31 protein-coding genes and 1 pseudogene are annotated in these 25,666 nt (G+C 44.9%); 1 reads left to right on the forward strand and 31 read right to left on the reverse strand.

Features of this window, described 5'->3' with window-relative positions:
- From PG418_RS13410 to PG418_RS13485, 16 genes and pseudogenes are all read right to left on the reverse strand, one after another.
- A pseudogene (locus PG418_RS13410) lies at positions 1 to 426 on the reverse strand (NlpC/P60 family protein); the annotation flags it as partial.
- 375 nt (positions 427 to 801) lie between these two features.
- Positions 802 to 1,101, reverse strand: a complete 300-nt coding sequence (locus PG418_RS13415) for a hypothetical protein (protein WP_008370556.1) — start codon at positions 1,099 to 1,101, stop codon at positions 802 to 804.
- Positions 1,102 to 1,324: 223 nt separating this feature from the next.
- The gene (gene hisIE, locus PG418_RS13420) at positions 1,325 to 2,608 is read right to left on the reverse strand and encodes a bifunctional phosphoribosyl-AMP cyclohydrolase/phosphoribosyl-ATP diphosphatase HisIE (RefSeq protein ID WP_498837508.1); all 1,284 of its coding nucleotides are present in this window, start codon (positions 2,606 to 2,608) and stop codon (positions 1,325 to 1,327) included.
- Between the two features lie 22 nt (positions 2,609 to 2,630).
- Positions 2,631 to 3,221, reverse strand: coding sequence for an imidazoleglycerol-phosphate dehydratase HisB (hisB, locus tag PG418_RS13425; protein WP_008370558.1), 591 nt, complete (start codon positions 3,219 to 3,221; stop codon positions 2,631 to 2,633).
- 3 nt (positions 3,222 to 3,224) lie between these two features.
- Positions 3,225 to 4,523 carry a histidinol dehydrogenase gene (gene hisD, locus PG418_RS13430; RefSeq protein ID WP_055157227.1) on the reverse strand — a complete coding sequence of 433 codons (1,299 nt, stop codon included), beginning with the start codon at positions 4,521 to 4,523 and terminating at the stop codon, positions 3,225 to 3,227.
- Positions 4,524 to 4,528: 5 nt separating this feature from the next.
- A complete protein-coding gene (gene hisG / locus PG418_RS13435) occupies positions 4,529 to 5,185 on the reverse strand; it encodes an ATP phosphoribosyltransferase (protein ID WP_022220614.1) in 657 nt (218 codons plus the stop codon).
- A gap of 10 nt (positions 5,186 to 5,195) precedes the next feature.
- A complete protein-coding gene (gene hisZ, locus PG418_RS13440; protein ID WP_177999326.1) occupies positions 5,196 to 6,434 on the reverse strand; it encodes an ATP phosphoribosyltransferase regulatory subunit in 1,239 nt (412 codons plus the stop codon).
- Positions 6,435 to 6,582: 148 nt separating this feature from the next.
- Positions 6,583 to 7,122 (reverse strand): Holliday junction resolvase RecU, encoded by a 540-nt coding sequence (locus PG418_RS13445; RefSeq protein WP_008370565.1) that lies wholly within the window; start codon positions 7,120 to 7,122, stop codon positions 6,583 to 6,585.
- Positions 7,095 to 8,120 (reverse strand): RluA family pseudouridine synthase, encoded by a 1,026-nt coding sequence (locus PG418_RS13450; RefSeq protein WP_498837509.1) that lies wholly within the window; start codon positions 8,118 to 8,120, stop codon positions 7,095 to 7,097. The genes PG418_RS13445 and PG418_RS13450 overlap by 28 nt, the downstream gene beginning before the upstream one ends.
- A gap of 21 nt (positions 8,121 to 8,141) precedes the next feature.
- A complete protein-coding gene (locus PG418_RS13455) occupies positions 8,142 to 8,717 on the reverse strand; it encodes a hypothetical protein (protein ID WP_227120043.1) in 576 nt (191 codons plus the stop codon).
- Between the two features lie 12 nt (positions 8,718 to 8,729).
- Positions 8,730 to 9,509 carry an SDR family NAD(P)-dependent oxidoreductase gene (locus tag PG418_RS13460; protein WP_498837510.1) on the reverse strand — a complete coding sequence of 260 codons (780 nt, stop codon included), beginning with the start codon at positions 9,507 to 9,509 and terminating at the stop codon, positions 8,730 to 8,732.
- Positions 9,510 to 9,533: 24 nt separating this feature from the next.
- Positions 9,534 to 11,585 carry a YgiQ family radical SAM protein gene (locus PG418_RS13465; protein WP_498837511.1) on the reverse strand — a complete coding sequence of 684 codons (2,052 nt, stop codon included), beginning with the start codon at positions 11,583 to 11,585 and terminating at the stop codon, positions 9,534 to 9,536.
- Positions 11,585 to 12,253, reverse strand: coding sequence for an HAD family hydrolase (locus tag PG418_RS13470; RefSeq protein WP_008370570.1), 669 nt, complete (start codon positions 12,251 to 12,253; stop codon positions 11,585 to 11,587). Before PG418_RS13470 ends, PG418_RS13465 begins: the two co-directional genes overlap by 1 nt.
- The gene (locus tag PG418_RS13475; RefSeq protein ID WP_498837512.1) at positions 12,247 to 12,951 is read right to left on the reverse strand and encodes a pseudouridine synthase; all 705 of its coding nucleotides are present in this window, start codon (positions 12,949 to 12,951) and stop codon (positions 12,247 to 12,249) included. The genes PG418_RS13470 and PG418_RS13475 overlap by 7 nt, the downstream gene beginning before the upstream one ends.
- Complete coding sequence (locus PG418_RS13480; protein WP_498837522.1) at positions 12,948 to 14,333, reverse strand: RsmF rRNA methyltransferase first C-terminal domain-containing protein; 1,386 nt, start codon at positions 14,331 to 14,333, stop codon at positions 12,948 to 12,950. The genes PG418_RS13475 and PG418_RS13480 overlap by 4 nt, the downstream gene beginning before the upstream one ends.
- Positions 14,334 to 14,371: 38 nt before the next feature.
- Positions 14,372 to 15,190 carry a M23 family metallopeptidase gene (locus PG418_RS13485; RefSeq protein WP_022220617.1) on the reverse strand — a complete coding sequence of 273 codons (819 nt, stop codon included), beginning with the start codon at positions 15,188 to 15,190 and terminating at the stop codon, positions 14,372 to 14,374.
- A gap of 119 nt (positions 15,191 to 15,309) precedes the next feature.
- On the opposite strand from PG418_RS13485, the gene PG418_RS13490 reads away from it, so the two are divergent.
- A complete protein-coding gene (locus tag PG418_RS13490; protein ID WP_498837513.1) occupies positions 15,310 to 16,248 on the forward strand; it encodes a nucleoside recognition domain-containing protein in 939 nt (312 codons plus the stop codon).
- Positions 16,249 to 16,253: 5 nt separating this feature from the next.
- Here the strand turns inward: PG418_RS13490 and PG418_RS13495 are convergent, their stop codons facing one another.
- The 15 genes from PG418_RS13495 to rpsP form a co-directional block, all read right to left on the reverse strand.
- Positions 16,254 to 16,865, reverse strand: coding sequence for an ATP synthase subunit B family protein (locus PG418_RS13495; protein ID WP_008370579.1), 612 nt, complete (start codon positions 16,863 to 16,865; stop codon positions 16,254 to 16,256).
- Between the two features lie 29 nt (positions 16,866 to 16,894).
- Positions 16,895 to 17,374: a pantetheine-phosphate adenylyltransferase gene (gene coaD / locus PG418_RS13500; protein ID WP_008370580.1), complete on the reverse strand. Its 480-nt coding sequence runs from the start codon at positions 17,372 to 17,374 to the stop codon at positions 16,895 to 16,897.
- 4 nt (positions 17,375 to 17,378) lie between these two features.
- On the reverse strand, positions 17,379 to 17,987 hold the full coding sequence (gene rsmD / locus PG418_RS13505; RefSeq protein WP_498837514.1) for a 16S rRNA (guanine(966)-N(2))-methyltransferase RsmD: 609 nt from the start codon (positions 17,985 to 17,987) through the stop codon (positions 17,379 to 17,381).
- Between the two features lie 122 nt (positions 17,988 to 18,109).
- Positions 18,110 to 19,009: a mechanosensitive ion channel family protein gene (locus tag PG418_RS13510; RefSeq protein ID WP_055157171.1), complete on the reverse strand. Its 900-nt coding sequence runs from the start codon at positions 19,007 to 19,009 to the stop codon at positions 18,110 to 18,112.
- Between the two features lie 3 nt (positions 19,010 to 19,012).
- Positions 19,013 to 19,870 carry a peptidoglycan editing factor PgeF gene (gene pgeF / locus PG418_RS13515; RefSeq protein ID WP_055157169.1) on the reverse strand — a complete coding sequence of 286 codons (858 nt, stop codon included), beginning with the start codon at positions 19,868 to 19,870 and terminating at the stop codon, positions 19,013 to 19,015.
- Between the two features lie 61 nt (positions 19,871 to 19,931).
- The gene (locus tag PG418_RS13520) at positions 19,932 to 20,309 is read right to left on the reverse strand and encodes a YraN family protein (protein ID WP_022220621.1); all 378 of its coding nucleotides are present in this window, start codon (positions 20,307 to 20,309) and stop codon (positions 19,932 to 19,934) included.
- 41 nt (positions 20,310 to 20,350) lie between these two features.
- Positions 20,351 to 21,112 (reverse strand): ribonuclease HII, encoded by a 762-nt coding sequence (gene rnhB / locus PG418_RS13525; RefSeq protein ID WP_118219058.1) that lies wholly within the window; start codon positions 21,110 to 21,112, stop codon positions 20,351 to 20,353.
- Complete coding sequence (lepB, locus tag PG418_RS13530) at positions 21,105 to 21,680, reverse strand: signal peptidase I (protein WP_008370589.1); 576 nt, start codon at positions 21,678 to 21,680, stop codon at positions 21,105 to 21,107. Before lepB (PG418_RS13530) ends, rnhB begins: the two co-directional genes overlap by 8 nt.
- Positions 21,673 to 22,530: a ribosome biogenesis GTPase YlqF gene (gene ylqF / locus PG418_RS13535; protein ID WP_008370590.1), complete on the reverse strand. Its 858-nt coding sequence runs from the start codon at positions 22,528 to 22,530 to the stop codon at positions 21,673 to 21,675. Before ylqF ends, lepB (PG418_RS13530) begins: the two co-directional genes overlap by 8 nt.
- Positions 22,531 to 22,544: 14 nt before the next feature.
- A complete protein-coding gene (lepB, locus tag PG418_RS13540; RefSeq protein ID WP_008370592.1) occupies positions 22,545 to 23,138 on the reverse strand; it encodes a signal peptidase I in 594 nt (197 codons plus the stop codon).
- Positions 23,139 to 23,206: 68 nt separating this feature from the next.
- The gene (gene rplS / locus PG418_RS13545) at positions 23,207 to 23,554 is read right to left on the reverse strand and encodes a 50S ribosomal protein L19 (protein WP_008370594.1); all 348 of its coding nucleotides are present in this window, start codon (positions 23,552 to 23,554) and stop codon (positions 23,207 to 23,209) included.
- Positions 23,555 to 23,652: 98 nt separating this feature from the next.
- Positions 23,653 to 24,423, reverse strand: a complete 771-nt coding sequence (trmD, locus tag PG418_RS13550; RefSeq protein WP_498837515.1) for a tRNA (guanosine(37)-N1)-methyltransferase TrmD — start codon at positions 24,421 to 24,423, stop codon at positions 23,653 to 23,655.
- 24 nt (positions 24,424 to 24,447) lie between these two features.
- Positions 24,448 to 24,960 (reverse strand): ribosome maturation factor RimM, encoded by a 513-nt coding sequence (gene rimM / locus PG418_RS13555; protein ID WP_008370599.1) that lies wholly within the window; start codon positions 24,958 to 24,960, stop codon positions 24,448 to 24,450.
- Positions 24,961 to 25,139: 179 nt separating this feature from the next.
- A complete protein-coding gene (locus tag PG418_RS13560; protein ID WP_008370600.1) occupies positions 25,140 to 25,370 on the reverse strand; it encodes a KH domain-containing protein in 231 nt (76 codons plus the stop codon).
- A 23-nt stretch (positions 25,371 to 25,393) separates the two neighbouring features.
- On the reverse strand, positions 25,394 to 25,639 hold the full coding sequence (gene rpsP / locus PG418_RS13565) for a 30S ribosomal protein S16 (protein WP_022220623.1): 246 nt from the start codon (positions 25,637 to 25,639) through the stop codon (positions 25,394 to 25,396).
- Positions 25,640 to 25,666: the final 27 nt, after the last annotated feature.

Here is a 25,666-nt window from a genome sequence, read left to right on the forward strand (position 1 = left end):
ATCCGGTTTTTCTGGAGCCTCTGGAATTTCTGGATTCTCCGGGGTTTCCGGAGTCTCTGGATTTTCTTGATTTCCAGGGGTGTCCGGTATGACTGGTGTCTCCGGAACATCCGGTGTCTCTGTCAGGCGTTCTCCTGTCTCCGGATCCACTTTCTGACCAGTCGAGGTATCTTCCAGATAGCCGGTTTCATCATTCAGCCTGACTGCTCCTCTTTCCATCATTCCCCGTACATAATCAGATACACTCACAAATACTTCCGATCCATCTGTCTTTTTTGCCTGCACTGTATTCTCTGCCACAACGGCCGTTTCTCCATCATCGGCAAATACCGCCATTGGCGAACCAAGAGCCATTCCAAATGCCAGAAGACTTGCCAGTGTCTTTGTCCCGATCCTTTTTGATATAAATTTGTTCCTAAACTTCAATAATTGATCCTCCTCTCGTAAATAGACTATAAGTTGTATGTTAATTTTTGAAGTTTTCAAAAAATTCTTCTTCGCATTAACAATTGCATTAATAAAATGTATGAAACATTAAATTTAGGAGTTCCATTCATCTTTTGTTTGATTATTTTTAATTATAGCACAAATTTAACCATATGTGGTGTTTTTTTGGTAAAAATACACAATTTCTACATTTATGGTTCCTGTTCATATTACTTTGTCAATATGTTACCTTGTTATGATCTGGATGATCGTCTTATCCGTTTCACGCATTCCCTTCTTTGCAAGCTCTCTGATATTGCGGATTGTATTTTCTACAAGTCCGTCTCCTCCATAGAACTGCTTTCCTATCTTCTCTTACCAGTTCCCAGTCATAATATCCGGTTGGTACTCAATCTGTGACACGATCTGTGAGGGCGTATATTTCCAGATTTTCTCTCCTGTATAATCTGCCGCCACAAACATCCCAAAGATAAGGAAACTGATAAACATCCGTGCAAAGAAACTGCTTCCGCCATTTTCTTCTGAAGAATGTTCTCCATATAATCCCCTGTATACATGCTGATACCTTGGATGCACCGCCGGGATACTGCCTTTTCTCCATTTTTGACGTGACATCCTAAGCAACTCCTCGCGGCGTTCCTGTGATTCGTTCATTCCAATCTCTCCCTTCTGCTAAAGCATCCAATTAAAATGAATGTGCCTCGGTGCATTCTACGCCGAACGCAGTTACTTGCAACATTCTTCTTTGCGCGAGTGCGCATCTTTGGCAGGTAGTTCTTTTCATTTACCAGAAAGTTCTTTCCCAATTTCAGACAAACAAAAAGGACATATACCTCTACCTCAGTATATGTCCCACATCTTTTCACATATGCAATTTTTACCGTTTTGCCATCTCTTCCATGATGTCATCCCAGGTGATCCCCCGTTCTGCCATCAGCACCATCATATGATACAGGAAATCACACATTTCATATTTGACTTCTTCCTGGTTCGGATTCTTCGCCGCAATGATGATCTCGGCAGCCTCTTCTCCAACCTTCTTCAGAATTTTATCAATACCTTTTTCAAACAGATAGTTCGTGTAAGATCCTTCCTTTGGATGCTCTTTGCGATCCATGATCGTATGATACACGCTCTCGAATACCTGCTGCGTATTGATTTCTTCATACTGATCCCCTACGATTGGCTGGAAGAAGCAGGTCGGATTGCCGGTATGACATGCCGCTCCTACCTGATCGACTTTTGCAAGCAGGGTATCTTTGTCACAGTCGATGGTCAGAGATTTGACATACTGAAAATGTCCGGATGTCTCGCCTTTTGTCCAGAGACTCTGTCTGCTCCGGCTGAAATAGGTCATCCGTCCGGTTTTCACTGTTTTTTCAAATGCCTCCTGATTCATGTATGCCACCATCAGCACTTCGGACGTCTTATAATGCTGTGTGACAACCGGAAGTAATCCATCGGAATTTAATTTAAATTCGGAAAAATCCATCAGACTCTCAAAGGATGTCATACGAATTCCTTTCTGGCTGCACTCTTCTTTGAAATCAGCACAATTGATTTCTCTCTGACTCACATACATTCCAGAAAGTCCTTTCACACCCGGGCATTCCAGGATCTTAAAAAGCTCTTCCTTTTCCAGTGTATCGGTCACAACCACACACGGAATATCTGTAATATTTACAACGGAATTCAGATCCAGACGGTGCATAAATACAATCTGGCTACTGTAAGTCTGGATCAGATGCTGCTGCTTAAATAATGTATCAAAGTCATTCAGTGACACCGCGATCTTCTCTTTTCCAAACCGCTTTGCCACCTCTTCGATCAGTTTCTGTGAATCCGGCTTTGAAAAATTCAGCATGGCACGCTTTGCACCGGTGTAGAGGATTTTCTTTACATCCTCCTGCCGCTTTACATTTCCTCCGGCAACCATCGGGATCCGAATCACGCGGTTGATCTTTTTCATCAGTTCAATGGACTCATCATGATCCTGGTCCGTACTTGACAGGTCAAATACCAGAAGTTCATCCGCCCCGTTATCGCTGTACTCTTTTGCCAGCGCGATCACATCTTCAGATACAACTGTCTGGTCATCAAACCATTTTACCGCCTTCCCTCCAAGGATAAAAATGCAGGGAATCAATCTTTTATAACTCATACGAGAAACTCCTTTTATCTTTTTACAGACTGCCTTTTGTAGACCACACTTCTTTCATCCGTGGTTCTTCGGATACAGCCATATCAAGCGCTTTTCCAAATGCTTTAAATAACGCCTCTGCCATATGATGGTTGTTGCCGCCATCCAGGACTTTCAGGTGCAGGTTCATTGCACCGCTGTAGGAAACAGCATAGAAAAATTCTTTTACCATCTCCGTGTCCAGTTCTCCTAATTTGTCACAGGTAAATGTGGCGCCAAAATTCAGATATGGTCTTCCGGAAAGGTCGATTGCCGAAAGCACCAGCACCTCATCCATCGGAAGCATAAAATGTCCATACCGCTTGATTCCTTTTTTATCTCCCAATGCTTTTGCAATGGTCTGCCCCAGCACGATTCCGGTATCCTCGATCGTGTGGTGGCTGTCTACCTCCAGATCTCCGGTAACTTTGACAGTCAGATCAAAAAGTCCATGTCTTGCAAAGCCGGAAAGCATATGGTCAAAGAAACCGATGCCAGTAGAAATGTCAGTCTTTCCTGTTCCGTCCAGATTCAGTGTCATCTCGATCTGTGTCTCTTTTGTCACACGACTGCAGGATGCAACTCTGCTCTCCATCTTTTAGTCCTCCTCTTCAAAACGTACATGGATCGAATTGGCATGCGCAGTCAGCTGTTCCGCTTTTGCAAAGCTTTCGATATCCTTATGTACCTTCTGCAGTGCTTCTCTTGAATAAGAGATGATACTGGATTTCTTAATGAAATCGTCTACAGAAAGCGGGGAAAAGAATTTAGCGGTTCCGTTGGTCGGAAGGATATGGTTTGGTCCGGCGAAATAATCGCCCAGTGGCTCGCTTGCATATTCTCCGATAAAGATAGCTCCTGCATTGCGGATCTTGGTCATCACTTCAAATGGATTTTTTGTCTGGATTTCCAAATGCTCGGATGCAATCTCATTTGCCACGTCGATCACATCTTCCATCGTATCGGCAAGCAGAATATATCCGTAATTATCCAGAGATTTGGAAATGATCTCTGCTCTTGAAAGTTCTTTTAAGAAACCATCTACCTGATCGGATACCTCATGTGCCAGCTTTTCACTTGTCGTAACAAGAATTGCGGAAGCGAGCTCATCATGCTCTGCCTGGGAAAGCAGGTCTGCCGCAACATATCTCGGATTAGCTGTCTCATCTGCCACAACCAGGATTTCACTTGGTCCTGCAATGGAATCAATGCTGACATGACCGTAAACTGCTTTCTTTGCAAGTGCTACATAGATATTTCCAGGTCCTACGATCTTGTCAACCTTCGGGATACTCTCTGTTCCGTATGCAAGGGCTGCAATTGCCTGTGCACCGCCGACCTTGTAGATCTTATTCACACCGGCTTCTTTGGCTGCAACCAGTGTATTCGGACTTACTTTTCCATTTTTTCCAGGAGGCGTTACCATGATGATCTCATCCACACCGGCAACCTTTGCCGGCATCACATTCATCAGTACCGAAGACGGATAAACTGCCTTTCCTCCCGGCACATACACGCCGACTCTGTGAAGCGGAGTGATCTTCTGCCCAAGAATGGTTCCGTCCGGTTTACTGTCAAACCAGCTGTTCTGACGCTGTTTTGCATGATAACTTTCGATATTGTCTTTTGCTTTGCGGATGACTGTAAGAAGTGTATCATCAACCTGCGCATATGCTTCTTCAATTTCTGCATCTGTGACTTCAATCGTATCTGCAGTAAGCTCTGCCCCATCAAATTTGGCAGTGTATGCAAAAACTGCCGCATCTTTTTCTTCTTTTACTTTATCTAAAATTTCTTTTACGCTTGCCTCATACTGTCCATAATTGTTCGGACTTCTTTTCAGCAGATCTTCCAGCAGATTTTTTTTTGTATCGCTGTTCAGCTTTTGTATTCTCATGTGCATTAAGCCTCCCTTTTTAATATACTTCTGAGTTTATAAAGAAGTTCCTTGATCCTGTCATTTTCCAGACGCATGCTGACCGGGTTTACGATCATACGCGCTGATAACGGGCAAACCTCATCGAGAACTACAAGTCCGTTCTCCTTCAGGGTGGATCCGGTTTCCACGATATCCACGATCACCTCTGAAAGGCCAACGATCGGTGCAAGTTCAATCGAACCGTTCAATTTGATAATCTCTACCGTCTGGTGTCTGGTATTATAAAAATAATCCTTTGCAATATTCGGATATTTTGTTGCCACACGGATCAGTTCGTGATTCTCCAGATATTTTTTCGCATCTGCCGGTCCGCATACGCACATCCTGCATTTACCAAAACCAAGATCCAGTACCTCATGTACCTTCTTTCCCGCTTCCAGAATCGTGTCTTTTCCGACCACGCCGATGTCCGCCGCACCATATTCTACATAGGTCGGTACATCCGGTCCCTTCGATAAGAAAAATTTGAGTTTTAATTCTTCATTCACAAAAATCAGCTTTCTGGAATCTTTATCTTTCATTTCCTCACAGGTGATCCCCAGTTCTTCCAGAAGCTCCAGTGTCTGTTTTGCGAGCCGCCCCTTACAGAGCGCAAATGTCAAATATCTTGTGTCTTTCATCGTCTCACCCCTACCCTACAATTTTCTCTTCGCCGGTCATCAGGTTCACCATCTGCACATCTCCTTTGCTGCGAAGATACAGCATGCTTCCTGCAAGACTGCGTTTTCCATAATCCACATAGAATTCCAGCGACTTATCCGATGCTTTCTGAAGGATCTGGGTATTCTTGTCCTTCCCTCTGAATTCCATGGCAAGCTGGATTGCATCCTTCAACCGTTCTTTATCATATAAGATCAGGGAACTCTTCTCGCCACTTGAGATCTGGATCTTCTGGCGGGAAAGTGCGCTCATCAGTTCATCTACTACGATCGCAAAACCGATCGCCGGCTCTGCTTTTCCAAACTTTTCAACCAGGTGGTCATAACGTCCGCCTTTTACAATGGCATCCCCGGTCCCAAAAGTGTATCCACGGAAGATAATACCGGTATAATATCCGTAAATTCCGCTCATGCTCAGATCAAACGTAATATACTGTTCCATTTTGTAGACAGATAAGATCGCGTAGATTTTTTCGAGACGCCGGATTGCTTTCATCGCTTTTTTGCTTGGCGCTACCTTTTTCGCCTCCTCCAGGATCTCCACACCACCGACCATCTCTGAAAGTGCAGAAAATGCTTTTCTTGACACCGGTTTTGCATCAGCCTCTTCTAAAAGTTCGTCTGCACCGAAAAAGTTCCGGTTGTTAATCAACTCACGCAGACGTTCTTCTGTCTCATCATCAATCTCGGATTCCTCGATCAGACTCTGGAAAAAGTCTACATTTCCTATACTGATCTGAAATTCTTCCAGTCCGGCATTCTTCAGACAGTCAATGACAAGTGCCAGCATCTCCGCATCAGCATCCGCCGCATCCAGTCCGATCATCTCCGCGCCCATCTGGGTACTTTCCTTTAATCGTCCCTGATAACTGGAATGATTGATAAATGTATTCCCCATATAGCAAAGCCTTGCCGGGAGCTCATCATCCTTAAATAAAGTTGCCGTCGCACGTGCGATCTGCGGAGTGATATCCGGTCTTAACACCAGTGTGTTGCCGTCTCTGTCAAAAAATTTATATAATTCCCTTGAAGGAATGGTTCCGATCTCTTTTCTGAATACATCAAAATATTCATACATAGGAGTCTGGATATCATGATATCCGTACAAATGCAGAGTCTTATGAAGTCGGTTCTGAAGTGCCAGCTTTTTGGCGCATTCTTCATGATAAATGTCTCGGACCCCTTCGGGTGTATGTAATAACTGCTCCATAGATTGTAACTCCTCTTTTTTGTTTATTTGTCACTTTAGTATGTTACCATATTAAAACGTGACCTTGTTGTATTATACGAACTTTGACGCAGCTTGTCAAGCCTGCACACTCAGAAGTTCTATCCTGCTAATCTCTTCTCCATGTTTCTTATCTTTCTTCCCGGTGATCCAGATCCTTCTGGAGCATCTCCAGATACGGAACGAATACGCCCTGCCTTAGCTGCATAAAATATTCCTCATCCAGTTCTTCAAAGCGTACACTTTTCCGTCCGCCCTGCTTCATCCGCTCCCAAAACACTTCTATTTCTTCAAAACGCATGTAATAAAGCAGGTTTTTTGTACTGTAATAGATAAGAAAAAAGGAAATTCCATCCTGTTTTTCAAAATCCCGCATAAAGTTCATCTGGTGTTCATGGATATTGTGTAGTGGAAAGGTATCCATACTGCACTCTTTTGCGTCAAAACATACGGGAATTCCCTGTACTGCTCCAATATAATCGACCGTACTGCGCTGGTCAAAATAGGCCAGCGTGATCTGGCGGTGATCTTTGTCCATTCGTACCGGAGTGATCGGTGTCGGGATTTTCTGAATGAGCGCCAGTCCCTGCTGCTGATAGCGTTCATTCGTCCGGTTAATAAAATCCTCCAGGGTTGAACCTCTTAGCCCTCTTGAATTCCAGGTTCCCATTCTAATCCTTCTCCTTTTATGATGGTTGTAAATCCTTCCGGAAGAGGCGCGGTAAGCTCCTTTTCCGATACCTTTGCAAGCGCATCCTCTCTTTTCGGGAACTGCATTTTCCATGCATGTAAAAGTTGATATTTTAACGCATATTTTTTCCTGAAAATAGAATTGACCTTTGGATTACCATACTTGCTATCCCCGATGATCGGATGACCGATCGAAGACAGATGTGCACGGATCTGATGGGTCCGTCCCGTGATCAGATGCACCTTCAGAATCGTCTGCTGACCATTATCCGCAAGCGGAATATACTCTGTGGCTATCGGCTTTGCCTCGCCTTTTGCTTCTTTCAGAATTTTCACCTGATTGGTCATCTCATTTTTCAGAAGATATCCTTCGATCTTCTGACGGTTTTTTATCACCCCATCCACGATCGTGAGATAATATTTTTTCACGGTCCTGTTTCTTAAAATCTCGCTGAGCTGCTGTAATCCCGCAAGGCTTTTCCCTGCGGTTACAAGACCACTTGTATTCCGGTCCAGGCGGTTACAGACAGATGGGCGGAAAGTAGCAAGCTCAGCTAGTTTCAGATCGCCTTTTTTCAGCAGATACGCGATCATATATTCATTCAGGGAAAGGTCAGACGGTGCTGCTTTCTGGGAAAGCATGCCTGATGGTTTGTTCAGGATCAGAATATCCGGATCCTCATAAATTACCGACAGCCGGATGCTGCTTTCCATTGCCCGTGCAAGATCTGCCGGAAGCTGCTTTTCTGCTCCCGGTGCTCCTGCGAATTTCTGCCAGGTATCATCTGAGAGAAATACTTCAACCTGGTCTCCTTTTGTCAGTTTTTCATTTCCCTGCGCTTTTTTCCCGTTTAACTTGATGTTCTTTTTCCGCAGCATCTTGTAAACAAAGCTCATCGGCGCATTACTTAAATATTTTCCAAGAAGCTTGTCCAGACGCTGTCCTGCTTCATTTGCCGAAACGGTTATTTTCTGCATGCTTTTTATTCCTCCTGCCTTTTACAGTGAAATGTCCAGAAGGAGTCCTTTGATCATCTCTTCGTGTTTTCTTGTATCCTGCTGTTCTACAGAAGCAATGTTGTTCATTCCCTCGGCGCGGGTCAGAAATGCTTTGTAATCATGGAAAAGCTTGACCACCACCTTGTCGAACTGGTTCTGCTTCATAATGGATTTGATATGCTTTGCGGCATAGTCCACATCCACTTTTTTCACCGGCACATAGCCACAGATCGTATTGTTGTAAATTGCAACAGCTGCTACCGGCATTGCCTTTTTCTCACTGGTGATCACAAGATCGTATGCAACGGTAAGTTCTTCGGTGACAGCCGAGATTTCAAGCTCAGTTGCCTCATTGATGGAATCATGCGGCATGACCATGATCAGATTGACCAGGATCCGGCTTGCCGGAAGACATCCGAGTACCGCTACTACAGTGAGCAGATTGAGCTTTGTCTTTGTTGTCACATAACCGGCGATCACCAGTGCAGCAACCAGTCCAAAAGAGACAACAGCTTCCAGTATCAATAATCGTTTTCTTCTGCGCAGATAACCTGCATCTCCTTTTTGTATCTTCATCTTGTCTTTCGCTTACTCCTTCGTTATTTTCTCCATCATTGACATGGCTTTTAAGATCATTCCATGCGGAAGTACTTTGGTTGCAGCTTCTGCCCCTTTCATTGCCGTGCCATATACAGAAACCTCTTTTTTGTATTTGGCATCAATGAGCGCCTGCTTTACAACCTGTACCGGATCTGCCATCACAGCCTCTTTCATGCCACCGGGCAACTTCCCTGACACTTCAAAAAACGGGGTGTCCACAGGTCCCGGGCAGACCGCTGTGACGAAGATTCCTTTTTCCTTAAGTTCAGCTGCAAGGCTCCTTGAAAAGCTCAGTACATACGACTTTGTCGCTGCATAAACTGCGAATTTTGCCTGCGGACAAAAAGCTGCTGCGCTTGCCAGGTTGATGATCCTGGTTCCTTTATGCATCCAGGGCAGACAGGTACAGGTCATCTCGGTCAGTCCCCGGCAGTTCAGGTCGATCATGCGGAGCTGAAGTTTCTTGTCTTCCTTTGCAATCTCCTCTACTGTCCCGGTCTTTCCGAATCCTGCTGCATTGACCAGCATACGGATATCAGGATTCTGATTCTCCAGCCGGTTTTTCACCTGCTTGTATACCAGACCCTCTTCCATGTCCCCTACAAAGATCCGGATATAGGTCTTGTGGCTTTTCTTGATCTCTTCCAGCTTCTTTTCACTGCGGGCAATCACCCAGATTTCGTCCAGTTCCCTGTAAAAACGTTCAATCTGTCTGACAAATTCTTTTCCCATGCCGGAGGATGCCCCGGTAACAATCGCAATCTTCATAAGCGGTTCTCCTTTCTCCTGTGACTACTTCCGTTTGTGTACATTACGGATGGATTTCTTTTTCTGCAGTCTTGACGAGGACTCACCTCTGCCGTTTCCTGTAAATGCAGGCTTTGTATTCTTATGCCCTGCATTTGAATTTTTATAATTTCCGTTTGGCTTTCCTGGATTTTTGTTATTTCCATTCGGGTTTTTGCTCTTTCGCTCCGTGCCGCCATGAGTTCCGCCATGGTTTCTTCCGCTGTATCCATTCTTCTCCTGCATTTTTTCCGAATGCAGCTTTCTCGGACGGATCAGACATTTCTCATCAAATCCTACCAGATCCATACGGTCTGCGATTCGCAGTGCCTCCATGACCAGATCATAATTCTTCGGATTCCGGTACTGGATCAGTGCTCTCTGCATCGCTTTTTCATGCGGATTTTTCGGCACATACACCGGCTTCATCGTCCGCGGATCTACACCGGTATAATACATACAAGTGGAAATCGTAGACGGTGTCGGGTAGAAATCCTGTACCTGCTCCGGCATATAACCAAGATCCCGCAAGTATTCGGCAAGCTTTACCGCTTCTTTCATAGTAGAACCCGGATGGGACGACATCAGATACGGAACCAGGTACTGTTTAAGTCCAAGCCTTTTATTGATCTCTTCGTATTTGTGGGTAAAACGTTCATAAACTGCATTTTCCGGCTTGCCCATCATCTGAAGAACCGGGTCTGCTACATGCTCCGGTGCAACTTTCAGCTGACCGCTGACATGATACTGACACAGTTCTTTGAAAAACGTGTCATCCGGATCCGCCAGCAGATAGTCAAACCGGATACCGGAACGGATAAATACTTTTTTGACTCCAGGTATCTTTCTGAGATCCCTGAGAATGCTTAAGTATTCTTTATGATCTGCGATCAGATTTTTACACGGCTTTGGAAAAAGACACTGTTTGTTCGTACATGCCCCGTATTTTAACTGTTTCTTACATGCCGGCGCACGGAAGTTCGCGGTCGGTCCGCCTACATCATGAATATATCCTTTGAATTCCGGATCCTCCGGAAATGTCTTTGCTTCAGCGATCAGTGATTCCTTACTTCGTGTCTGAATGATCCTTCCCTGATGGAATGTCAGTGCACAAAAACTGCAGCCTCCAAAACATCCCCTGTTGCTGATCAGACTGAATTTGATCTCCCGGATTGCCGGAACTCCACCTGCCGTCTCATAAGATGGATGGTAGGTCCGCATGTAAGGAAGTGCGTAGACATCATCCATCTCCTGCTGGGTCAACGGTTTTGCCGGAGGGTTCTGTACCACATACAGATGATCCGAATAGGGCTCAACCAGCCGCTTTCCGGAAAATGGATCTGTGTTGCAGTACTGTCTGTAAAAGCTTTTGGCGTACAGGAGCTTATCTTTTTTCATCTCTTCATACGGTTCCAGAATCTCTGCATCATACACACTGTCCAAATTCTTGACCTTGCAGACTGTTCCATCGATATAGGTAATGTCCTTGATATCCAGTCCGGCATCCAGTGCCTCTGCAATCTCAATGATCGAGCGTTCGCCCATTCCATAAGAAACCAGGTCTGCACCCGAATCCAGAAGAATGGAACGCTTAAGCTGGTTGGACCAGTAATCATAATGTGCAAGTCTTCTAAGACTCGCCTCGATACCACCCAGAATGATTGGTGTCTTCTTATATGTCTGACGGATCAGATTGCCGTACACAACTGCTGCATAATCCGGTCTCTTTCCCATCACTCCGCCCGGTGTATAAGAATCCTGCTGCCGTCTTTTCTTTGATACAGAATAATGGTTGACCATGGAATCCATATTTCCCGCCGACACCATAAATCCAAGCCGCGGCTCTCCAAATTCTGTAATACTTTCTTTATCCTTCCAGTCAGGCTGTGCAATGATCCCCACGCGGAAGCCATGTGCCTCTAAAAGGCGGGTGATGATCGCATGTCCAAAAGACGGGTGGTCTACATAGGCATCTCCGCTTACATAGACAAAGTCTACCTGATTCCACCCCCGTTCTTCCATCTCTTTCCTGCTGATCGGTAAAAATCCATGATTCATTATAATACCTCGTATGTCTGATTGGTAATGTCTTCATAGCTGTGAATAAAATAGTCGGCAAGTTCCCGCTTTTTCGCATCCTGTGGGCGTGAAAACCAGTCGTCCACCGCGCATACACGCATTCCTGCATTTTTCCCAGCAAGAATTCCCATCGGAACATCTTCAAATACCAGACAGGCAGAAGGATCTGCACCCAGCTGCCCAGCCGCCTTCAGATAAACATCCGGTGCCGGTTTCCCTTTATTCACTTCGCAGCTTGTACAGATCGTATCGAAAAGATGGGTGATCTGCCTTGCCTTTAAAAATTCTTCCACCAGTTTCCGGTCATTGCTGGTTGCGATTCCTGTCCGGATTCCTTTCTCTTTCAGCATCTCCAGAAATTCCTTTACCCCTGGCTTTAGTGTGACCTCTTTTGTATATTTATCCACAGACATATCATACCATTCTTTTTTGATCTCCTCCACAGTATGCGGAAGCTCCGGAAAAATCTTCAAAAAGTACTGCGCTGTCTCGGTATAGCTCATCCCTTCCATTGCCTCATGAAAATCTTCCGGCGGATTCAGATGATATTTTCTGATATAATCTTCATCTATTGCTGTCCACACCCACATGGAATCTACCAGAGTCCCATCCAGATCAAAAATGACAGCTTTAGTATGCTCTAACATAATTTTTTTATCTCCTCTTCGGTCAGTGACCGGTATTCTCCCTTTGTAAGTGTCTTATCCAGAACAAGGCTTCCCATAGAAAGCCGCTTCAGATAGATTACCTCTTTGCCGACTGCATGAAACATCCGCTTCACCTGATGGAAACGTCCTTCAGTGATCGTAAGCTCGATTTCCGACTCCTTACCACTTTTCAGGATTCGAAGATCTGCGCTTTTAGCCGGCGTATCGTCTCCGATATCCACTCCATCTGCAAATGCTTTCACATCAGATTCATCTACCTTTCCCTGTACTTTCGCATAATACACCTTATCCACATGCTTTTTTGGGGAAAGCAGGCGGTGTGCCAGTTCTCCGTCATTGGTGATCAGAAGAAGTCCTTCCGTGTCCTTATCCAGACGTCCTACCGGGAACAGATCATTTCTTTTTTTATCTGTGATCAGATCCAGAACTGTCTTGTCCCGGTCATCTTTTGTTGCGGAAATAACACCTGCAGGTTTATGGAGCATATAATACTCTTTTTTAGCGTATCCAATCTGTTTTCCGTCAAGACTTACTTTCTGTGTGGTCTCATCGATTTTAAGTTCCGGTTTTTTCACCGTCTCTCCATCAACCATAACACGTCCGCTGCGGATCAGCTTTTTGATTTCACTTCTGGTTCCCTGCCCCATCTCGGCAAGATATTTGTCTATGCGCATCATGCAGACTGATTCCTCCATCCAGGCAGATATTTGTTCTTCAAAGTTCCGTTCGTGACTTTTCCCCATCCAAGCGGGAAACCGTCTGTACAGATCAGATGCCAGCCTTTTGCCTTAGCTGGAATCAGATCCTCCACATCGATTGTCTCGCCTTTCAGATAACGCATCAGTCGGTCATCATCAGAAGACAGGTTCAAAGTATGCGCGTACTCTTCCATTTTCAGGTTCATCGCCAGTGCCTGGCTCGGTTCAAAACGCTTTTTCTTCAGTTCGCCAAGGAGAAGTCCGCTTCTTAAAAATCTTGCGCCTTTCAGTTCCGGAAGATTCTCCGGCATATAGTACACGCGCTCTCCATGGATATCCAGTCTCCACGGCTTCAGATCCCACTTTACATCACGGAAGAATTCCTCCAGCTCTGCCGGGATTTTCTTCGCTTTCTGCTCTGCGACCGGGGAAGACGGGCAGATTGCATCCTCACTCTTTTTCAGCAGTGCGAGGTAATGTCCCTCCCCTTTCATATGATGTGGAAAAATACGGACAGTCTTAGCAAAATCCGGATCCTTTGACTTGGTTACTTCCGGCCTGCCCGGTGCAAATCCTTCATATCCTGCGATTTCCTGGATCTCGAATTCCGGATATTCACCGAGCAGATATTCGATCGTCCCCTCATTCTCCAGTGGATCAAACGTACAGGTTGAATACAGCATCATGCCACCCGGCTTTAACATTCTTGCCGCCTGGGTGATAATGCTTCTCTGCAGCTTCGAGAAAAATTCCGGTCCATGTTCTTCCCAGGCGCGTACCATCTTCCTATCCTTACGGAACATCCCTTCCCCGGAACACGGCGCATCGATCAGGATCTTGTCAAAATAACCGCTGAAATAGCGTTCCAGTCGTCCAGGTTCTTCACTCATGACCAGCATATTGCCGATTCCGAAAACTTCCAGATTCTTTAAGAGTCCTCTTGCTCTGGAGCTGCTGATATCATTTGCGACCAGAACACCTTCGTTCTGAAGCTTCGCTCCAAGCTCGGTTGCCTTTCCACCAGGTGCGGCACAGACATCCAGTACCCGGTCCCCCGGTTCTACCGGAAGACGGTTCGCCGGTGTCATCGCACTCGGCTCCTGCAGGTAGTAAAGTCCTGCAAAATAATACGGATGCTTCGCAGGAGATATCTTTTCTCCATCATAGTAAAAACCGTTGTCGATCCACGGGATCGGTGTGATCTCAAACGGACAGATCTTCACAAAATCCTCCACAGAAATCTTCTCCGTATTCACACGAAGTCCGTAATATCTCGGCTCGTCATAACATTTTATATAATCCTCAAATTCATCTCCGAGGAGTGCCTTCATCTTCTCTTCAAATTCATTTGGTAAATTTATCATTCTTTCGTCCTCCATATCATTTAAGTATAGCATAGTTAGAAAGAACAGGAAAGTTTTTTCTCCCCGGCAAGTCTTAAAATCCAATAGGGATTGTAGCTGGTTTCTTCGCCGTCCGGATAGAGATAAATTCCCAGATGCAGATGCGTGGCAAACATCCCTTTCGTCCCCTCCGGACCATATCCGGTATTTCCCATAAATCCAATGATATCCCCTGCCTTCACCTCGTCCCCCTCCTGATAACTTCCATAAGAGTCCAGATGTGCATAATAGAAATATGCACCGGACGGTGCGGTAATCCCGATCCTGTATCCTCCCTTTTCCAGCCAGCCTCTTGCCGATACTACCCCATCTGTCATACTCACAACAGGATAGAGACCGGGGATATCTTTCGATGCCATCAGATCACAGCCTTCATGTCCCCTTTTTCCTCCGTAGGTGCGCTCTCCCATCCAGCTGTCCACAAAAGATACCTGATACTGTGGATGTTTCGGTGATTCCGGAACAGGAAAATAGCGGATATCATTCCAAAGAGCTGTACAGATCTTTTCAAAAGATTTCCACTCTTCTTTTTCCGACCATTTTTCAAACAGCTCTTTCTCGTTATCCTGTGGAAACAGGCTGTTTTCCAGAAAATAAATGGCATAAAGTCTTCCTCTTTTTTCATGATCTGTCTTCGCAAGAACCTGGAAAAACGCCTCCTCCATCCCAAGCTTTCTGAATTCTTCTGTGCTTCCTGTTTTTAGGTTCAATCGGTTTTTTTTAGCTTTCTCGTTGATCTGTATGCTTGCTGCCACGCAAAAAATCAGCAATAAAAAAAGGAGCAGAAGCGATCTGCGTTCCAGTCTTTTTTTCAAGATTTCTCCATTTTTCTTTTATTCTATTCACACTGAATCTCTTCTATGCATATGTGCCCCGGTATATCTGTCTGCGTTTTTTCATAAACTATTGCAAAAGAATACGGCAGGTATACACGATGAAAACAAAAAAACTGTCTGTGTTTTTTCTGATCGGACTTTTCCTTCTGATGCTTTTTTCCCCGGAAACCGTTGCCACAGGTGCCGCAAACGGACTGCTGCTCTGGTATAGGAAGGTGCTTCCGGTGCTCTTTCCTTTTCTTCTTATAACCGGTCTTATGATCCGCACAGAGAGCATTTCCCTGATCAACCATACCCTTTCTCCAATTCTGAAGCCTTTTCTTGGCATTTCTGAAAATGCTTCTTTTTCGGTGGTCTGTGGATTTCTCTGTGGCTTTCCAGTAGGGGCAAAATCCTGCTCTGACCTGACTGATAAAGGGAAAATTTCTTCTGCCGAAGGAGAATACCTGCTTTCCTTCTGTAACAATGTCAGTCCTGCGTTTCTGACCGGGTATGTGGCAGTACAGAGCCTCAAGCAGCCTGAAATGGCGCAGATCTGTCTGCTTTTTCCTATCCTTGCCGCACTGTGCTGCTCCTTTTTGTTCCGCAGATGGTATCTGCCGCGGAATCCTTTTGCGGTCGTAGAAGAACAGGCTGATCCCAGACAATTTCTTCCTTTTTCAGAGGCTCTTGACGAAAGTATTCTGTCAGCATGCGATTCCATCACGAAAATCGGCGGATATATAATCGTTTTCTCAGTGCTCATTTCTTTTATGGCAGAACTTTCCTTTCAGAATTTCTTCTGGAAATTGTTGCTTCTTCCCGGAGTGGAACTGACCGGGGGAATCCGCATGCTCTGTCAGCTGGACCTTACTTCTGAACTGCGGTTTCTTCTCGTTATGGCGCACTGTTCTTTTGGAGGAGTCTGCGCGCTTTTCCAGACAAAATGCATGATCCGATCCCAGAACTGGTCTTTTCCTCGCTATATAGCAGAAAAGCTGATTACCGCAATGGTAACCAGCCTGTTCGCTTGTTGCTATATGAAATTGTTCGGATAAAGAACTTATTCTCTCTGTCCCTGGTCCGTCTGTCCGGCTTCTCCGCCGAATTCTGCTTCCAGTCCGCGTGAGGACTTATCCGGAACTTCCAGTTCTGCACGGTTGTTACGGACAACATCATAACATTCCTGAAGGGATGTTACCAGACTGTCATACTTGCTTGTGTAACTGTTCAGTGTATGACCGATGATGCTTTCAGCATTGGCAAGAAGATCATCTGTATACTGCACTGCCCCGATACGGATATCGTTGGCATCATTAGTCGCATTATCCAGAATCTGCTGTGCCTGGTCTGTTGCTGCCATAACGATCTCGTTTGCCTGTGCGTATGCCTGCTGCATGATCTCATGCTCGCTTACCAGTTCACTTGTCTGTGCATGTGCTTCTTCAATCATGCTTTCTGCTTTCTGTTGTGCATCCGCAAGGATCGCATCCTTGTTCGCAATGATCTTCTGATAACGCTTGATCTCATCAGGTGTCTTCATACGAAGTTCACGGAGAAGTTCATCGATCTGGTCTTTATTCACGATAATCTTTGTAGTTGATAATGGCTGAAACTTACAGCTGTCAATGTACTCTTCAATTTCTTCAATAATCTGCTCAATACGGCTGCTCATAATTTTGCACTCTCCTTCTTGTCACAGACCTACTGTGACATCTTTTCTTTTATACTTTTGGCGACAGTCTCCGGCACGAACTGGGAAATATCCCCTCCGAAAGCTGCGACTTCTCTTACGATTGTAGAGCTAAGGTAAGAATACTTGAGATTGGTTGTAAGGAACATGGTTTCTACTTCCGGTTCAAGCTTATGATTCGTCTGTGACATCTGGATCTCATATTCAAAATCTGTGATCGCACGCAGTCCGCGAATCACAAGACGTGCCTTTTGCTGTCTTGCAAATTCTACAAGCAGCCCGTCGAAAGGCACTACTTTCACATTACCGAGATCTTTTGTCACTTCCTTTAACATTTTAACACGTTCTTCTACAGAAAACAACGGGGTTTTTGCTTTATTCATCAATACTCCGATTATAAGTTCGTCTACAATTTTACTGCTCCGGGTAATAATATCCAGATGTCCGAAAGTTACCGGGTCAAAGCTTCCCGGATAAATCGCTCTTATCATGAGTCTACTCCTCCACAGATATAAATACATGCATATTGGTTTTGTATTTCTTTTGTTTGATCATTAAAAAACCAAGTTCCTCCAAATAAGAAAAATCAGTCGCCAAAGATGCTTCCACGATGATCAGTGCATCCTTTTCCAGCAAGTCTGATTTTGCAAGATAAGTAAGCACCTCTTTTTCCAGCATATGGTTGTACGGTGGATCCATAAACACATAATCGAATTTTTCTCTTCCATCCAGCTTGCGAAGTGCCGAAAATACATCCTCCCGGATTACTTCCGCCTGGTCTGCAAGCTGTGTCTTTTTCAGATTCTCCATAATGCACTGGATCGCATTCGGATTGTTTTCCACAAAAACCGCCTTTTTTACACCTCGGCTGATCGCCTCAATCCCGATTGCCCCGCTTCCGGAAAAAAGATCCAGAAATGTACAGTCGCAGAGTCCGTGTGCGATCATATTGAATAAGGTTTCTTTGGTTCTGTCGGTTGTCGGACGTGTCTCCATTCCTTTTACCGTCACAAGTGGTATTCTTCTGGCTTTCCCTGCTATGACTCTCATCTTATCGTTCTCCTGATTTATGATGTCAGAAACTACTCCATCATTCCAAAACATAGGGTGTTTTGTCTTTTAACCCTGACAACATATTATACTTTTTTGTGATTATTTTGTCAATTTCTCCGCTTGTATTTTACCAGATACATTTTTTATATCTGTCTTTTTTCAGATACAAAGCTCTACTTTTCCGACTCCATATGTGCCTGATGGACAGTGATCTGCTGATATGGAATAGCAATATGATTTTCATCCAGTGTCAACTTGATATTTTCCAGCATCCGCCATCTTGTCGGCCAATACTCTTCACTTTTTACCCAGGCACGGACACCAAGCACCACTGAACTGCTCCCAAGCTCATTTACAAAGACATTATGTTCCATACTCTGGATGACGGACGGATCATTTTTTACAAGTTCCTGCAGCAGTTTCTTGGCAAGGCGCAGATCCGCTTCATATGCAATATCCACCTTCAGATCCAGCTGACGGTAATCTTTGTCCGTCACATTGGTAAGGCTTGTGTTGGCAAGTGTTCCATTCGGCACAATGATCGTCTTGTTGTCAATGGTGGCAAGCTTAGTGTAGAAGATCTGGATCTCTTTGACCGTTCCTTCATTGCCATGGCTGTCTTCTATAATATAATCCCCGACAACAAAAGGCTTCAAAAATAAAATCAGCATCCCACCGGCAAGGTTGGAAAGACTTCCCTGCAGGGCAAGACCAACTGCCACGCCTGCCGATGCAACCGTTGCTGCAATCGATGCAGATTCTACACCGAGCGAATTGATAATTGCCAGAAACAGCAGAATATGAAGTCCGTATTTCAACAGAGAATCCACAAACTGTCTTGCACCGGTATCCGAATTGGCGCGTTCCATGGATGCCCGCGTAATCTTGCGGATCCAGTTGATCACCTTATGGCAGATGATGAATATAAGCAGCGCCATCAAAATCCGGATTCCAAACGCAATCAGGTCCGGACCTTTCTCCTGAATAAATTTGTTAAATCCGGTGATTGTATCCACCGTATCCTGCACGGTCGCCTCTACCTCACTTCCTGCGGCTGTCTGTGTCAAAAGCATGTTTTATCCCTCCTTCAGTGCAATAAATGCTGCAAGATTCCCCCTCTTTCCTTTGGATGCGCGATGGGAAAATAAAAGCTCCGGGTTGCAACAGGTACACACATTAGTAACCGCCATATGTTCCGGTCTGATCCCTGCATCTGTGAGAACCAGTTCATTTGCCTTCCAGAGATCCAGCTGGAACTTTCCATTCTCCTTGGCATAGAACAGACGGTCATATTCAGACTCTCTGAAATTTGCGCGGAACATATCGATCACATCTTCACTGACTTCATAGCATTCCTGACAGATGGACGGTCCCACACAGGCAAGGATATTCTTTGGATCACAACCGAATTCTTTCTGCATCTTTTCAACCGTCACCTGTCCCATCCGGTTCACAGTGCCTCTCCAGCCGGAATGGCTGGATGCTACCACCTTTTTCACCGGATCCAGAAACAGAAGCGGTACACAGTCCGCGTAAAATGTCACCAGACAGATCCCCGGTACATTTGTGATCAGTCCATCTACATCTGTGTAATCTTTTTCTCTTGTAACACCTTTGCCGGCATCTTCTCTTGTCACGATCCGTACGTTCGTCGTATGGGTCTGATGCGTGCAGACCATATGCTCCGGCTTCACGCCGATTGCAGCTGCCATTCTTCTGTAATTCTCGTCCACATGCGCGGGATCATCCCCTCTGGTATAGCTCAGGTTCATGCTTCCCAGGAAACCTTCACTCACTCCTCCAAGTCTGGTCGAAATTCCATGTTCTACAAGCCCTTCCTTTTCAAGGATCGGATATTTGAGAAATGGTACGCCAGCACTTATGCATTCGTCAAAGATATGCTCCTCGTTTTTATATTTTAATCCTATTTTCATCTGTACTCTCCCGTATTGTGATATCTGCAGGCAGCCATTTGCCTTTCCCCGGTATCATAACTCATACAATTCCAAAATCTCCGCAGTACTCAAATGCATTTTTCCGCAAAGAAATCTTATTCCCCGCGATTCCTATTACATCGAAGCGGCATGGTATCTCTGTGCAGCCGTTCTTCATCAGATAATAAACGGCCGCTCCGGACAGGCGCATCTGTTTGGGCACAGATACCGCCTCCAGAGCAGCCGAAAGCCCTCCTGTTTTGCGAAATTTCACCTCACAAAAGACCAGATATTCTCCGTCTTTTGCAACAATGTCAATCTCCGCATAACGGCAGCGGAAATTATACTCCAGTATCCGATATCCTTGCTTTTCCAGAAATTCACCTGCTATTTTTTCATATTTTGTACCGGTCCTTCGCCGGTTTTTTTCATTCTCCAATCGCCTTTTGGATCTGATCTTCTACCTGTTCTGACGGATTTTTATACGAAGTGTCCGATAAAACTTCTTCTGTGGATCGGTGTCGGTCCAAGCGTCTGAAGCGCTTTGATATGTTCTGCTGATCCATAACCTTTGTTGGACGCGAATCCATATCCCGGAAGTACCTTATCATACTCTTCCATCAGACGATCTCTTGTTACCTTTGCCACAATACTTGCTGCAGCGATGGATACGCTTTTCGCATCTCCCTTGATGATTGGAACCTGTGGAATCACAACCTCCGGAATGGTAACTGCATCATTTAAAAGCAGATCCGGCTTGACTTTCAAATTGCCAATCGCCTGACGCATGGCTTCGTAAGTTGCCTGCAGAATATTGATCTCGTCAATCCTTGCAGGGGAAGCCATCCCGAGACCTACCGCAACTGCTTTGTCCATGATCTCATCATAAAGCTCATCTCTTTTTGCTGCGGAAAGCTTCTTGGAATCATTTATATAAAGGATCTCGCACTCTTTGGGCAGAATCACGGCTCCTGCAACCACCGGACCCGCAAGTGGCCCCCTTCCCACCTCGTCAATTCCACAGATAAACGCATAGTCAGCGTATTTTTCTTCGTACTGACGCATTTTCGCAAGGCGCTCTTTTTCGGCAAGCAGCTTTTCCTTCTGCTTTCTGTACTTTTCCAGAAGCTTTTGCACACCGGCTCTGTCATCCGGCGCATAGACCTTCATCAGCTGCTCCCTTTCGGCATCCTCTGCCATTTTTAAACGGCTGTCGATCTCTTTGATACTTTCTTTACTCATGCTTTATCACTCCGATTTTGTTGAACGGATAAATTCTTACCCAGGCACGCCCGATCAGCATATCACGGGTAAGTACACCCACACTTGCCACACGACTGTCCGAGCTGTGATTCCGGTTATCTCCCAGGACAAAATATTCATCATCTCCCAGTTTAATCGGCTCTGCTGCAATTCCCGGATCTTCCATCACCTCTGCACCATAATGTTCATCCAGCTTTTTGCCATTAATATACATATATCCATCGATTACCTGCACAGTCTCACCGGGCAGTCCAATGATACGTTTGATATAATAGGTATTCTCTGCATGTTGGTAAGGGAATACAATAATATCATATCTCTCCGGATCGCGGAAGCGGTAGCTGAGCTTATCCACGATCAGGTTATCTCCGTCTGAAAGTGTCGGCTCCATTGAATGACCGTCTACTTTTGTGCGCTGTCCGACAAAGGTGACGATCACCCATGTCAGCAGAACAATGACCAGAAGATACAGAAGAGTTCCTCCCAGTGATCTCCATATACTCTGCTCCTGCTCCGGAGCTTCTTCCTTGTTGTCTTCCTTACTCATTTGTATACTCCTTTACAAATTCAAGTGTGATCCTTCCGAGTCTTCCATTTCGGAAATCATCCAGCAGCATACCAGCTGCTTTTGCGGTATCTAATTCATTTCCACGCACCAGACAATGACGGCTCTCAGCAATTGCTTCCAATACACTGTAGCTGTTCTGCTTTTCGTTGATCGTATATTTCTCAGCAAGAACACCCGGATAAGCATCCTGCATAAAGCTGATCAGCTCCGCCGCAAGCTCTTCCAGATTCATGATCTCATCCTTGATCGACCCGATAAATGCAAGGCGCAGTCCCACCTGCTGGTCCTCAAACTTCGGCCAGAGAATTCCCGGTGTATCGAGAAGCTCTACGTTCTTGTTTAGACGGATCCATTGCTTTCCTTTGGTCACACCCGGTTTGTTACCGGTCTTTGCACAGGCTTTTCCGGCAAGTGCATTGATAAAAGTAGACTTTCCGACATTCGGGATTCCGACTACCATCGCACGGACCGGACGGTTCAGAATCCCTCTCTTACGGTCACGCTCTGTCTTTTCTTTACATGCTTCCTGGATTACTCCCTGAATAGACTTAATCCCACCGCCTTTACGGGAATTAACCTTAACTGCCGAATATCCTTTTCCACGGAAATAGCCGATCCACTCTTCTGTCTGCTTCTCATCTGCAAGATCTGCCTTATTGAGCAGGATCAGTCTTGCTTTATTCTTTCCAAGTTCATCGATGTCCGGATTCCGGCTGCTCATCGGAACTCTTGCATCAACCAGTTCGATCACAAGATCGATCAGTTTGATATTCTCCTGCATCATCCTTTTGGCCTTTGTCATATGCCCCGGATACCATTGAAAATTCATCCAGTTTCCTCCTTCTATTTACCAAGCAGTCCGAAACGGTCTTTCGGGGAAAGGATAAACCATACTTTCCCTTCAATCTCGGAACGCTTTACATTTCCAATATCAGCCATCCGGCTGTCTTCACTGCTCTCCCGGTTGTCGCCAAGGACAAAATACTCATCTCCACCGAGAACGATCTTCTCACTGGCAATACCTGTATCTGCAATTGCAGTAGTCTCATACTTTTCATTCAGCTTTCTGTTGTTGATATAAATCTCTCCATCCCTGATCTCAACACTTTCGCCCGGAAGTCCGATAATCCTTTTAATATAGGAATGAAGGTTCTCATTCCCCTTTGGTTTGAACACGATAATGTCTCCGCGCTTCGGTGTACTGGCATCATATACGATCCGGTTTACCAAAACCACATCCCCATTCCGAATCACCGGGTTCATGGACTCTCCGATATTACTGATCTGATGCCCGAAATACCACACAAACACAAATGCGCACAGGCAGACGAGCACAATTTGGAATACCCATCCAAATACTTCGGGAATCCATTTCAAATTGATATGTTTTCTATGCTTTCTGTCAAATCTGAGTTCTTTTCTTTTTCTATGTCTCATCTGTTATCATATCCTATATTAGCAAAAGGGACAAGTACCTGTCGTATTTGTCCCTCTTTAAGCATTTACTATTTTACTAATTCTTTAACTTTTGCTCTCTTACCTACACGATCTCTTAAGTAGTTCAGTTTTGCACGTCTTACTTTACCTTTACGAACAACTTCTACTTTTTCAACGTTTGGTGAGTGAAGCGGCCATGTCTTCTCAACGCCGATTCCGTTAGAGCTCTTTCTTACTGTAAATGTTTCTCTTGCTCCGCCGCCCTGTCTCTTTAATACAGTACCTTCGAATACCTGAATTCTCTCACGGTTTCCTTCTTTGATCTTACCATAAACTTTTACAGTATCTCCTACGTGGAATTCCGGAGCATTTTCTTTTAACTGAGCTGCTTCAATGTTCTTAATAATTTCGTTCATGTGTGAACCTCCTTCATATTTTGACGTTCTTAATACGCTTTTCTATCGTATCAGAGGACCATCTCTGTTTTCATCACAACGTGCTATATATTAACACATTATTCTTCATTTTTCAAGTCTTTTTCTCGATTTTCTATAATCTCTTCTGCAAGTTCTCTTTCTTTCATGGTAAGCTCTGCGTCTTCCAGAAGGTCCGGACGCCATTTTGCAGTACGGATCACGGACTGCTCTCTGCGCCATTTCTCTACATTGGCATGATGACCGGATAAAAGGATTGGTGGAACCTGCCTGTCGTGCCAGATCTCCGGTCTGGAATACTGCGGATATTCCAGGAGATTGTCCTGAAAACTCTCAAATTCTGCAGATACATCATTATGCAGAACACCCGGAATCAGGCGGGATACCGCATCCACGATCATCATTGCCGGAAGTTCACCGCCTGTCAGTACATAATCGCCGGCTGACACATAATCCGTTACGATCTCCTCCAGCACACGTTCATCGATTCCTTCGTAATGTCCGCACAAAAGCACCAGTTCGTCTTCTTTCGCAAAATCTTCTGCCATCTTCTGGTTAAACGGCTTCCCCTGCGGGGAAAGATAAATCACACGTGGTCTCTTTCCTTCCGGGAGAGTTGCTTTTTCCTGAATGGCAAGATAGGTCTGGTAAACCGGCTCTGCCTGCATCAGCATTCCTGCGCCGCCGCCATACGGATAATCATCCACACTGCTGTGCTTGTTAAATGCGTAGTCCCGGATATTCCAGGCTTCAATCTCAAGAATTTTATTCTTCACGGCTCTTCCGATAATACTGGTTTCCAGACCGTTCATCACCATCTCCGGAAAAAGCGTCATGATATCAAATCTCATATTGTTCTCCTACTATTCTGTCGCTTAAATCAGTCCGTCCATCAGATGAACAGTCATTTTCCTATTCTCAGTATCTACATCCAGAATACAGTCATGGATTGCCGGAAGAAGCACCTCTGTGTGCGCCTCTGTCGATACCACATAGACATCATTCGCACCGGTTTCCATAATATCTTCCAGGACACCGAATTTTTCACCGTCCTCAGTGTAGACATCCATGCCGATGATATCTGCCATGTAATACTCATCCTCTTCCAGTTCCACGGCATTCTCACGAGATACAAGAAGCGGCATCTTTCTGTATTTTTCAATATCATTTATGTTATCGATCCCTTTGAACTTCAGAATCACATACTGTTTAAAGAATTTTACACCTTCAATTTCAAGGGGAATCTGTTCTTTTCCTGTATCAAGAACCACATCTTTCAGAGCACGGAAGCGGTTTGGATCATCCGTTGTCGGAAATACTTTGACTTCACCTTTGATTCCGTGGGTAGATGTGATCACGCCAACTTGCAGGTAATCATTTTGTTGCATACTTTGTCCTTTCTTAGCATAAGATAAACTTTACACCGAAAAAGTCTGTTTTAGTCTTTTGAAGCGACTTTTTCTCCATCCCCAGATACAGTGAATCTGTCATTGGCAGCTTCACTTGCATACTAAGGCATGATAAAAAACGCAGATAAAAATAAATTTACCTGCGTTTTATTTTTATGCTATTGCATAATTTCAACCACGACTTTTTTGTCTTCTTTGGCCGCGGCTGCCTTTACAACGGAACGGATTGCTTTCGCAATTCGGCCTTGCTTACCGATCACCTTTCCCATATCATTATCTGCGACATGTACTTCGATCACGGTAGTCTTGCCTTCCTGTTTTTCCGTAACCACGACGCCTTCAGGATTGTCCACAAGTGCTTTCGTAATTACTTCTACTAAATTTTTCATCACTCGCACCTCCGCGAAGCAACCTATTTTTCAATACCTGCTGCCTTAAAGATTTTTCCAACTACTTCTGTAGGCTGAGCACCGTTGTTTAACCATTTTTTAGCTGCTTCTTCATCTACTTTGAATACGCTAGGATCCTGAGTTGGATCGTATGTTCCGATTTCTTCGATGAATTTTCCGTCTCTTGGTGATCTAGAATCAGAAACAACGATTCTATAGAAAGGAGCTTTCTTCTGTCCCATTCTTCTTAATCTGATTTTTACTGCCATTTTACTTTCCTCCATAAAACAATTTGT

The sequence above is a fragment of the Bariatricus sp. TF06-38A genome, assembly GCF_027690675.1.
Classification (GTDB): Bacteria; Bacillota; Clostridia; order Lachnospirales; family Lachnospiraceae; genus Allocoprococcus; species Allocoprococcus comes.

What these genes read in the sequence shown, in the direction of transcription:
- PG418_RS13470 (WP_008370570.1), bottom strand. Translation starts at nt 12,253, where the DNA reads ATGTTAGAGCATACTAAAGCTGTCATTTTTGATCTGGATGGGACTCTG.
- rsmD (WP_498837514.1), bottom strand. Translation starts at nt 17,987, where the DNA reads ATGTTTTGGAATGATGGAGTAGTTTCTGACATCATAAATCAGGAGAAC.
- rimM (WP_008370599.1), bottom strand. Translation starts at nt 24,960, where the DNA reads ATGCAACAAAATGATTACCTGCAAGTTGGCGTGATCACATCTACCCAC.
- PG418_RS13560 (WP_008370600.1), bottom strand. Translation starts at nt 25,370, where the DNA reads ATGAAAAATTTAGTAGAAGTAATTACGAAAGCACTTGTGGACAATCCT.
- rpsP (WP_022220623.1), bottom strand. Translation starts at nt 25,639, where the DNA reads ATGGCAGTAAAAATCAGATTAAGAAGAATGGGACAGAAGAAAGCTCCT.
- pgeF (WP_055157169.1), bottom strand. Translation starts at nt 19,870, where the DNA reads ATGAAAATAGGATTAAAATATAAAAACGAGGAGCATATCTTTGACGAA.
- lepB (WP_008370592.1), bottom strand. Translation starts at nt 23,138, where the DNA reads ATGAGACATAGAAAAAGAAAAGAACTCAGATTTGACAGAAAGCATAGA.
- lepB (WP_008370589.1), bottom strand. Translation starts at nt 21,680, where the DNA reads ATGAGTAAGGAAGACAACAAGGAAGAAGCTCCGGAGCAGGAGCAGAGT.
- hisZ (WP_177999326.1), bottom strand. Translation starts at nt 6,434, where the DNA reads ATGGAGCAGTTATTACATACACCCGAAGGGGTCCGAGACATTTATCAT.
- PG418_RS13510 (WP_055157171.1), bottom strand. Translation starts at nt 19,009, where the DNA reads ATGCTTTTGACACAGACAGCCGCAGGAAGTGAGGTAGAGGCGACCGTG.
- trmD (WP_498837515.1), bottom strand. Translation starts at nt 24,423, where the DNA reads ATGAGATTTGATATCATGACGCTTTTTCCGGAGATGGTGATGAACGGT.
- PG418_RS13460 (WP_498837510.1), bottom strand. Translation starts at nt 9,509, where the DNA reads ATGAAGATTGCGATTGTTACCGGGGCATCCTCCGGCATGGGAAAAGAA.
- PG418_RS13495 (WP_008370579.1), bottom strand. Translation starts at nt 16,865, where the DNA reads ATGAGCAGCCGTATTGAGCAGATTATTGAAGAAATTGAAGAGTACATT.
- coaD (WP_008370580.1), bottom strand. Translation starts at nt 17,374, where the DNA reads ATGATAAGAGCGATTTATCCGGGAAGCTTTGACCCGGTAACTTTCGGA.
- PG418_RS13445 (WP_008370565.1), bottom strand. Translation starts at nt 7,122, where the DNA reads ATGGGAACCTGGAATTCAAGAGGGCTAAGAGGTTCAACCCTGGAGGAT.
- hisIE (WP_498837508.1), bottom strand. Translation starts at nt 2,608, where the DNA reads ATGAGTTATAAAAGATTGATTCCCTGCATTTTTATCCTTGGAGGGAAG.
- rnhB (WP_118219058.1), bottom strand. Translation starts at nt 21,112, where the DNA reads ATGAGTAAAGAAAGTATCAAAGAGATCGACAGCCGTTTAAAAATGGCA.
- hisB (WP_008370558.1), bottom strand. Translation starts at nt 3,221, where the DNA reads ATGGAGAGCAGAGTTGCATCCTGCAGTCGTGTGACAAAAGAGACACAG.
- PG418_RS13415 (WP_008370556.1), bottom strand. Translation starts at nt 1,101, where the DNA reads ATGAACGAATCACAGGAACGCCGCGAGGAGTTGCTTAGGATGTCACGT.
- PG418_RS13490 (WP_498837513.1), top strand. Translation starts at nt 15,310, where the DNA reads ATGAAAACAAAAAAACTGTCTGTGTTTTTTCTGATCGGACTTTTCCTT.
- hisD (WP_055157227.1), bottom strand. Translation starts at nt 4,523, where the DNA reads ATGAGAATACAAAAGCTGAACAGCGATACAAAAAAAAATCTGCTGGAA.
- rplS (WP_008370594.1), bottom strand. Translation starts at nt 23,554, where the DNA reads ATGAACGAAATTATTAAGAACATTGAAGCAGCTCAGTTAAAAGAAAAT.
- hisG (WP_022220614.1), bottom strand. Translation starts at nt 5,185, where the DNA reads ATGAAAGACACAAGATATTTGACATTTGCGCTCTGTAAGGGGCGGCTC.
- PG418_RS13465 (WP_498837511.1), bottom strand. Translation starts at nt 11,585, where the DNA reads ATGAATCATGGATTTTTACCGATCAGCAGGAAAGAGATGGAAGAACGG.
- PG418_RS13455 (WP_227120043.1), bottom strand. Translation starts at nt 8,717, where the DNA reads ATGAAGATACAAAAAGGAGATGCAGGTTATCTGCGCAGAAGAAAACGA.
- PG418_RS13450 (WP_498837509.1), bottom strand. Translation starts at nt 8,120, where the DNA reads ATGCAGAAAATAACCGTTTCGGCAAATGAAGCAGGACAGCGTCTGGAC.
- ylqF (WP_008370590.1), bottom strand. Translation starts at nt 22,530, where the DNA reads ATGAATTTTCAATGGTATCCGGGGCATATGACAAAGGCCAAAAGGATG.
- PG418_RS13475 (WP_498837512.1), bottom strand. Translation starts at nt 12,951, where the DNA reads ATGATGCGCATAGACAAATATCTTGCCGAGATGGGGCAGGGAACCAGA.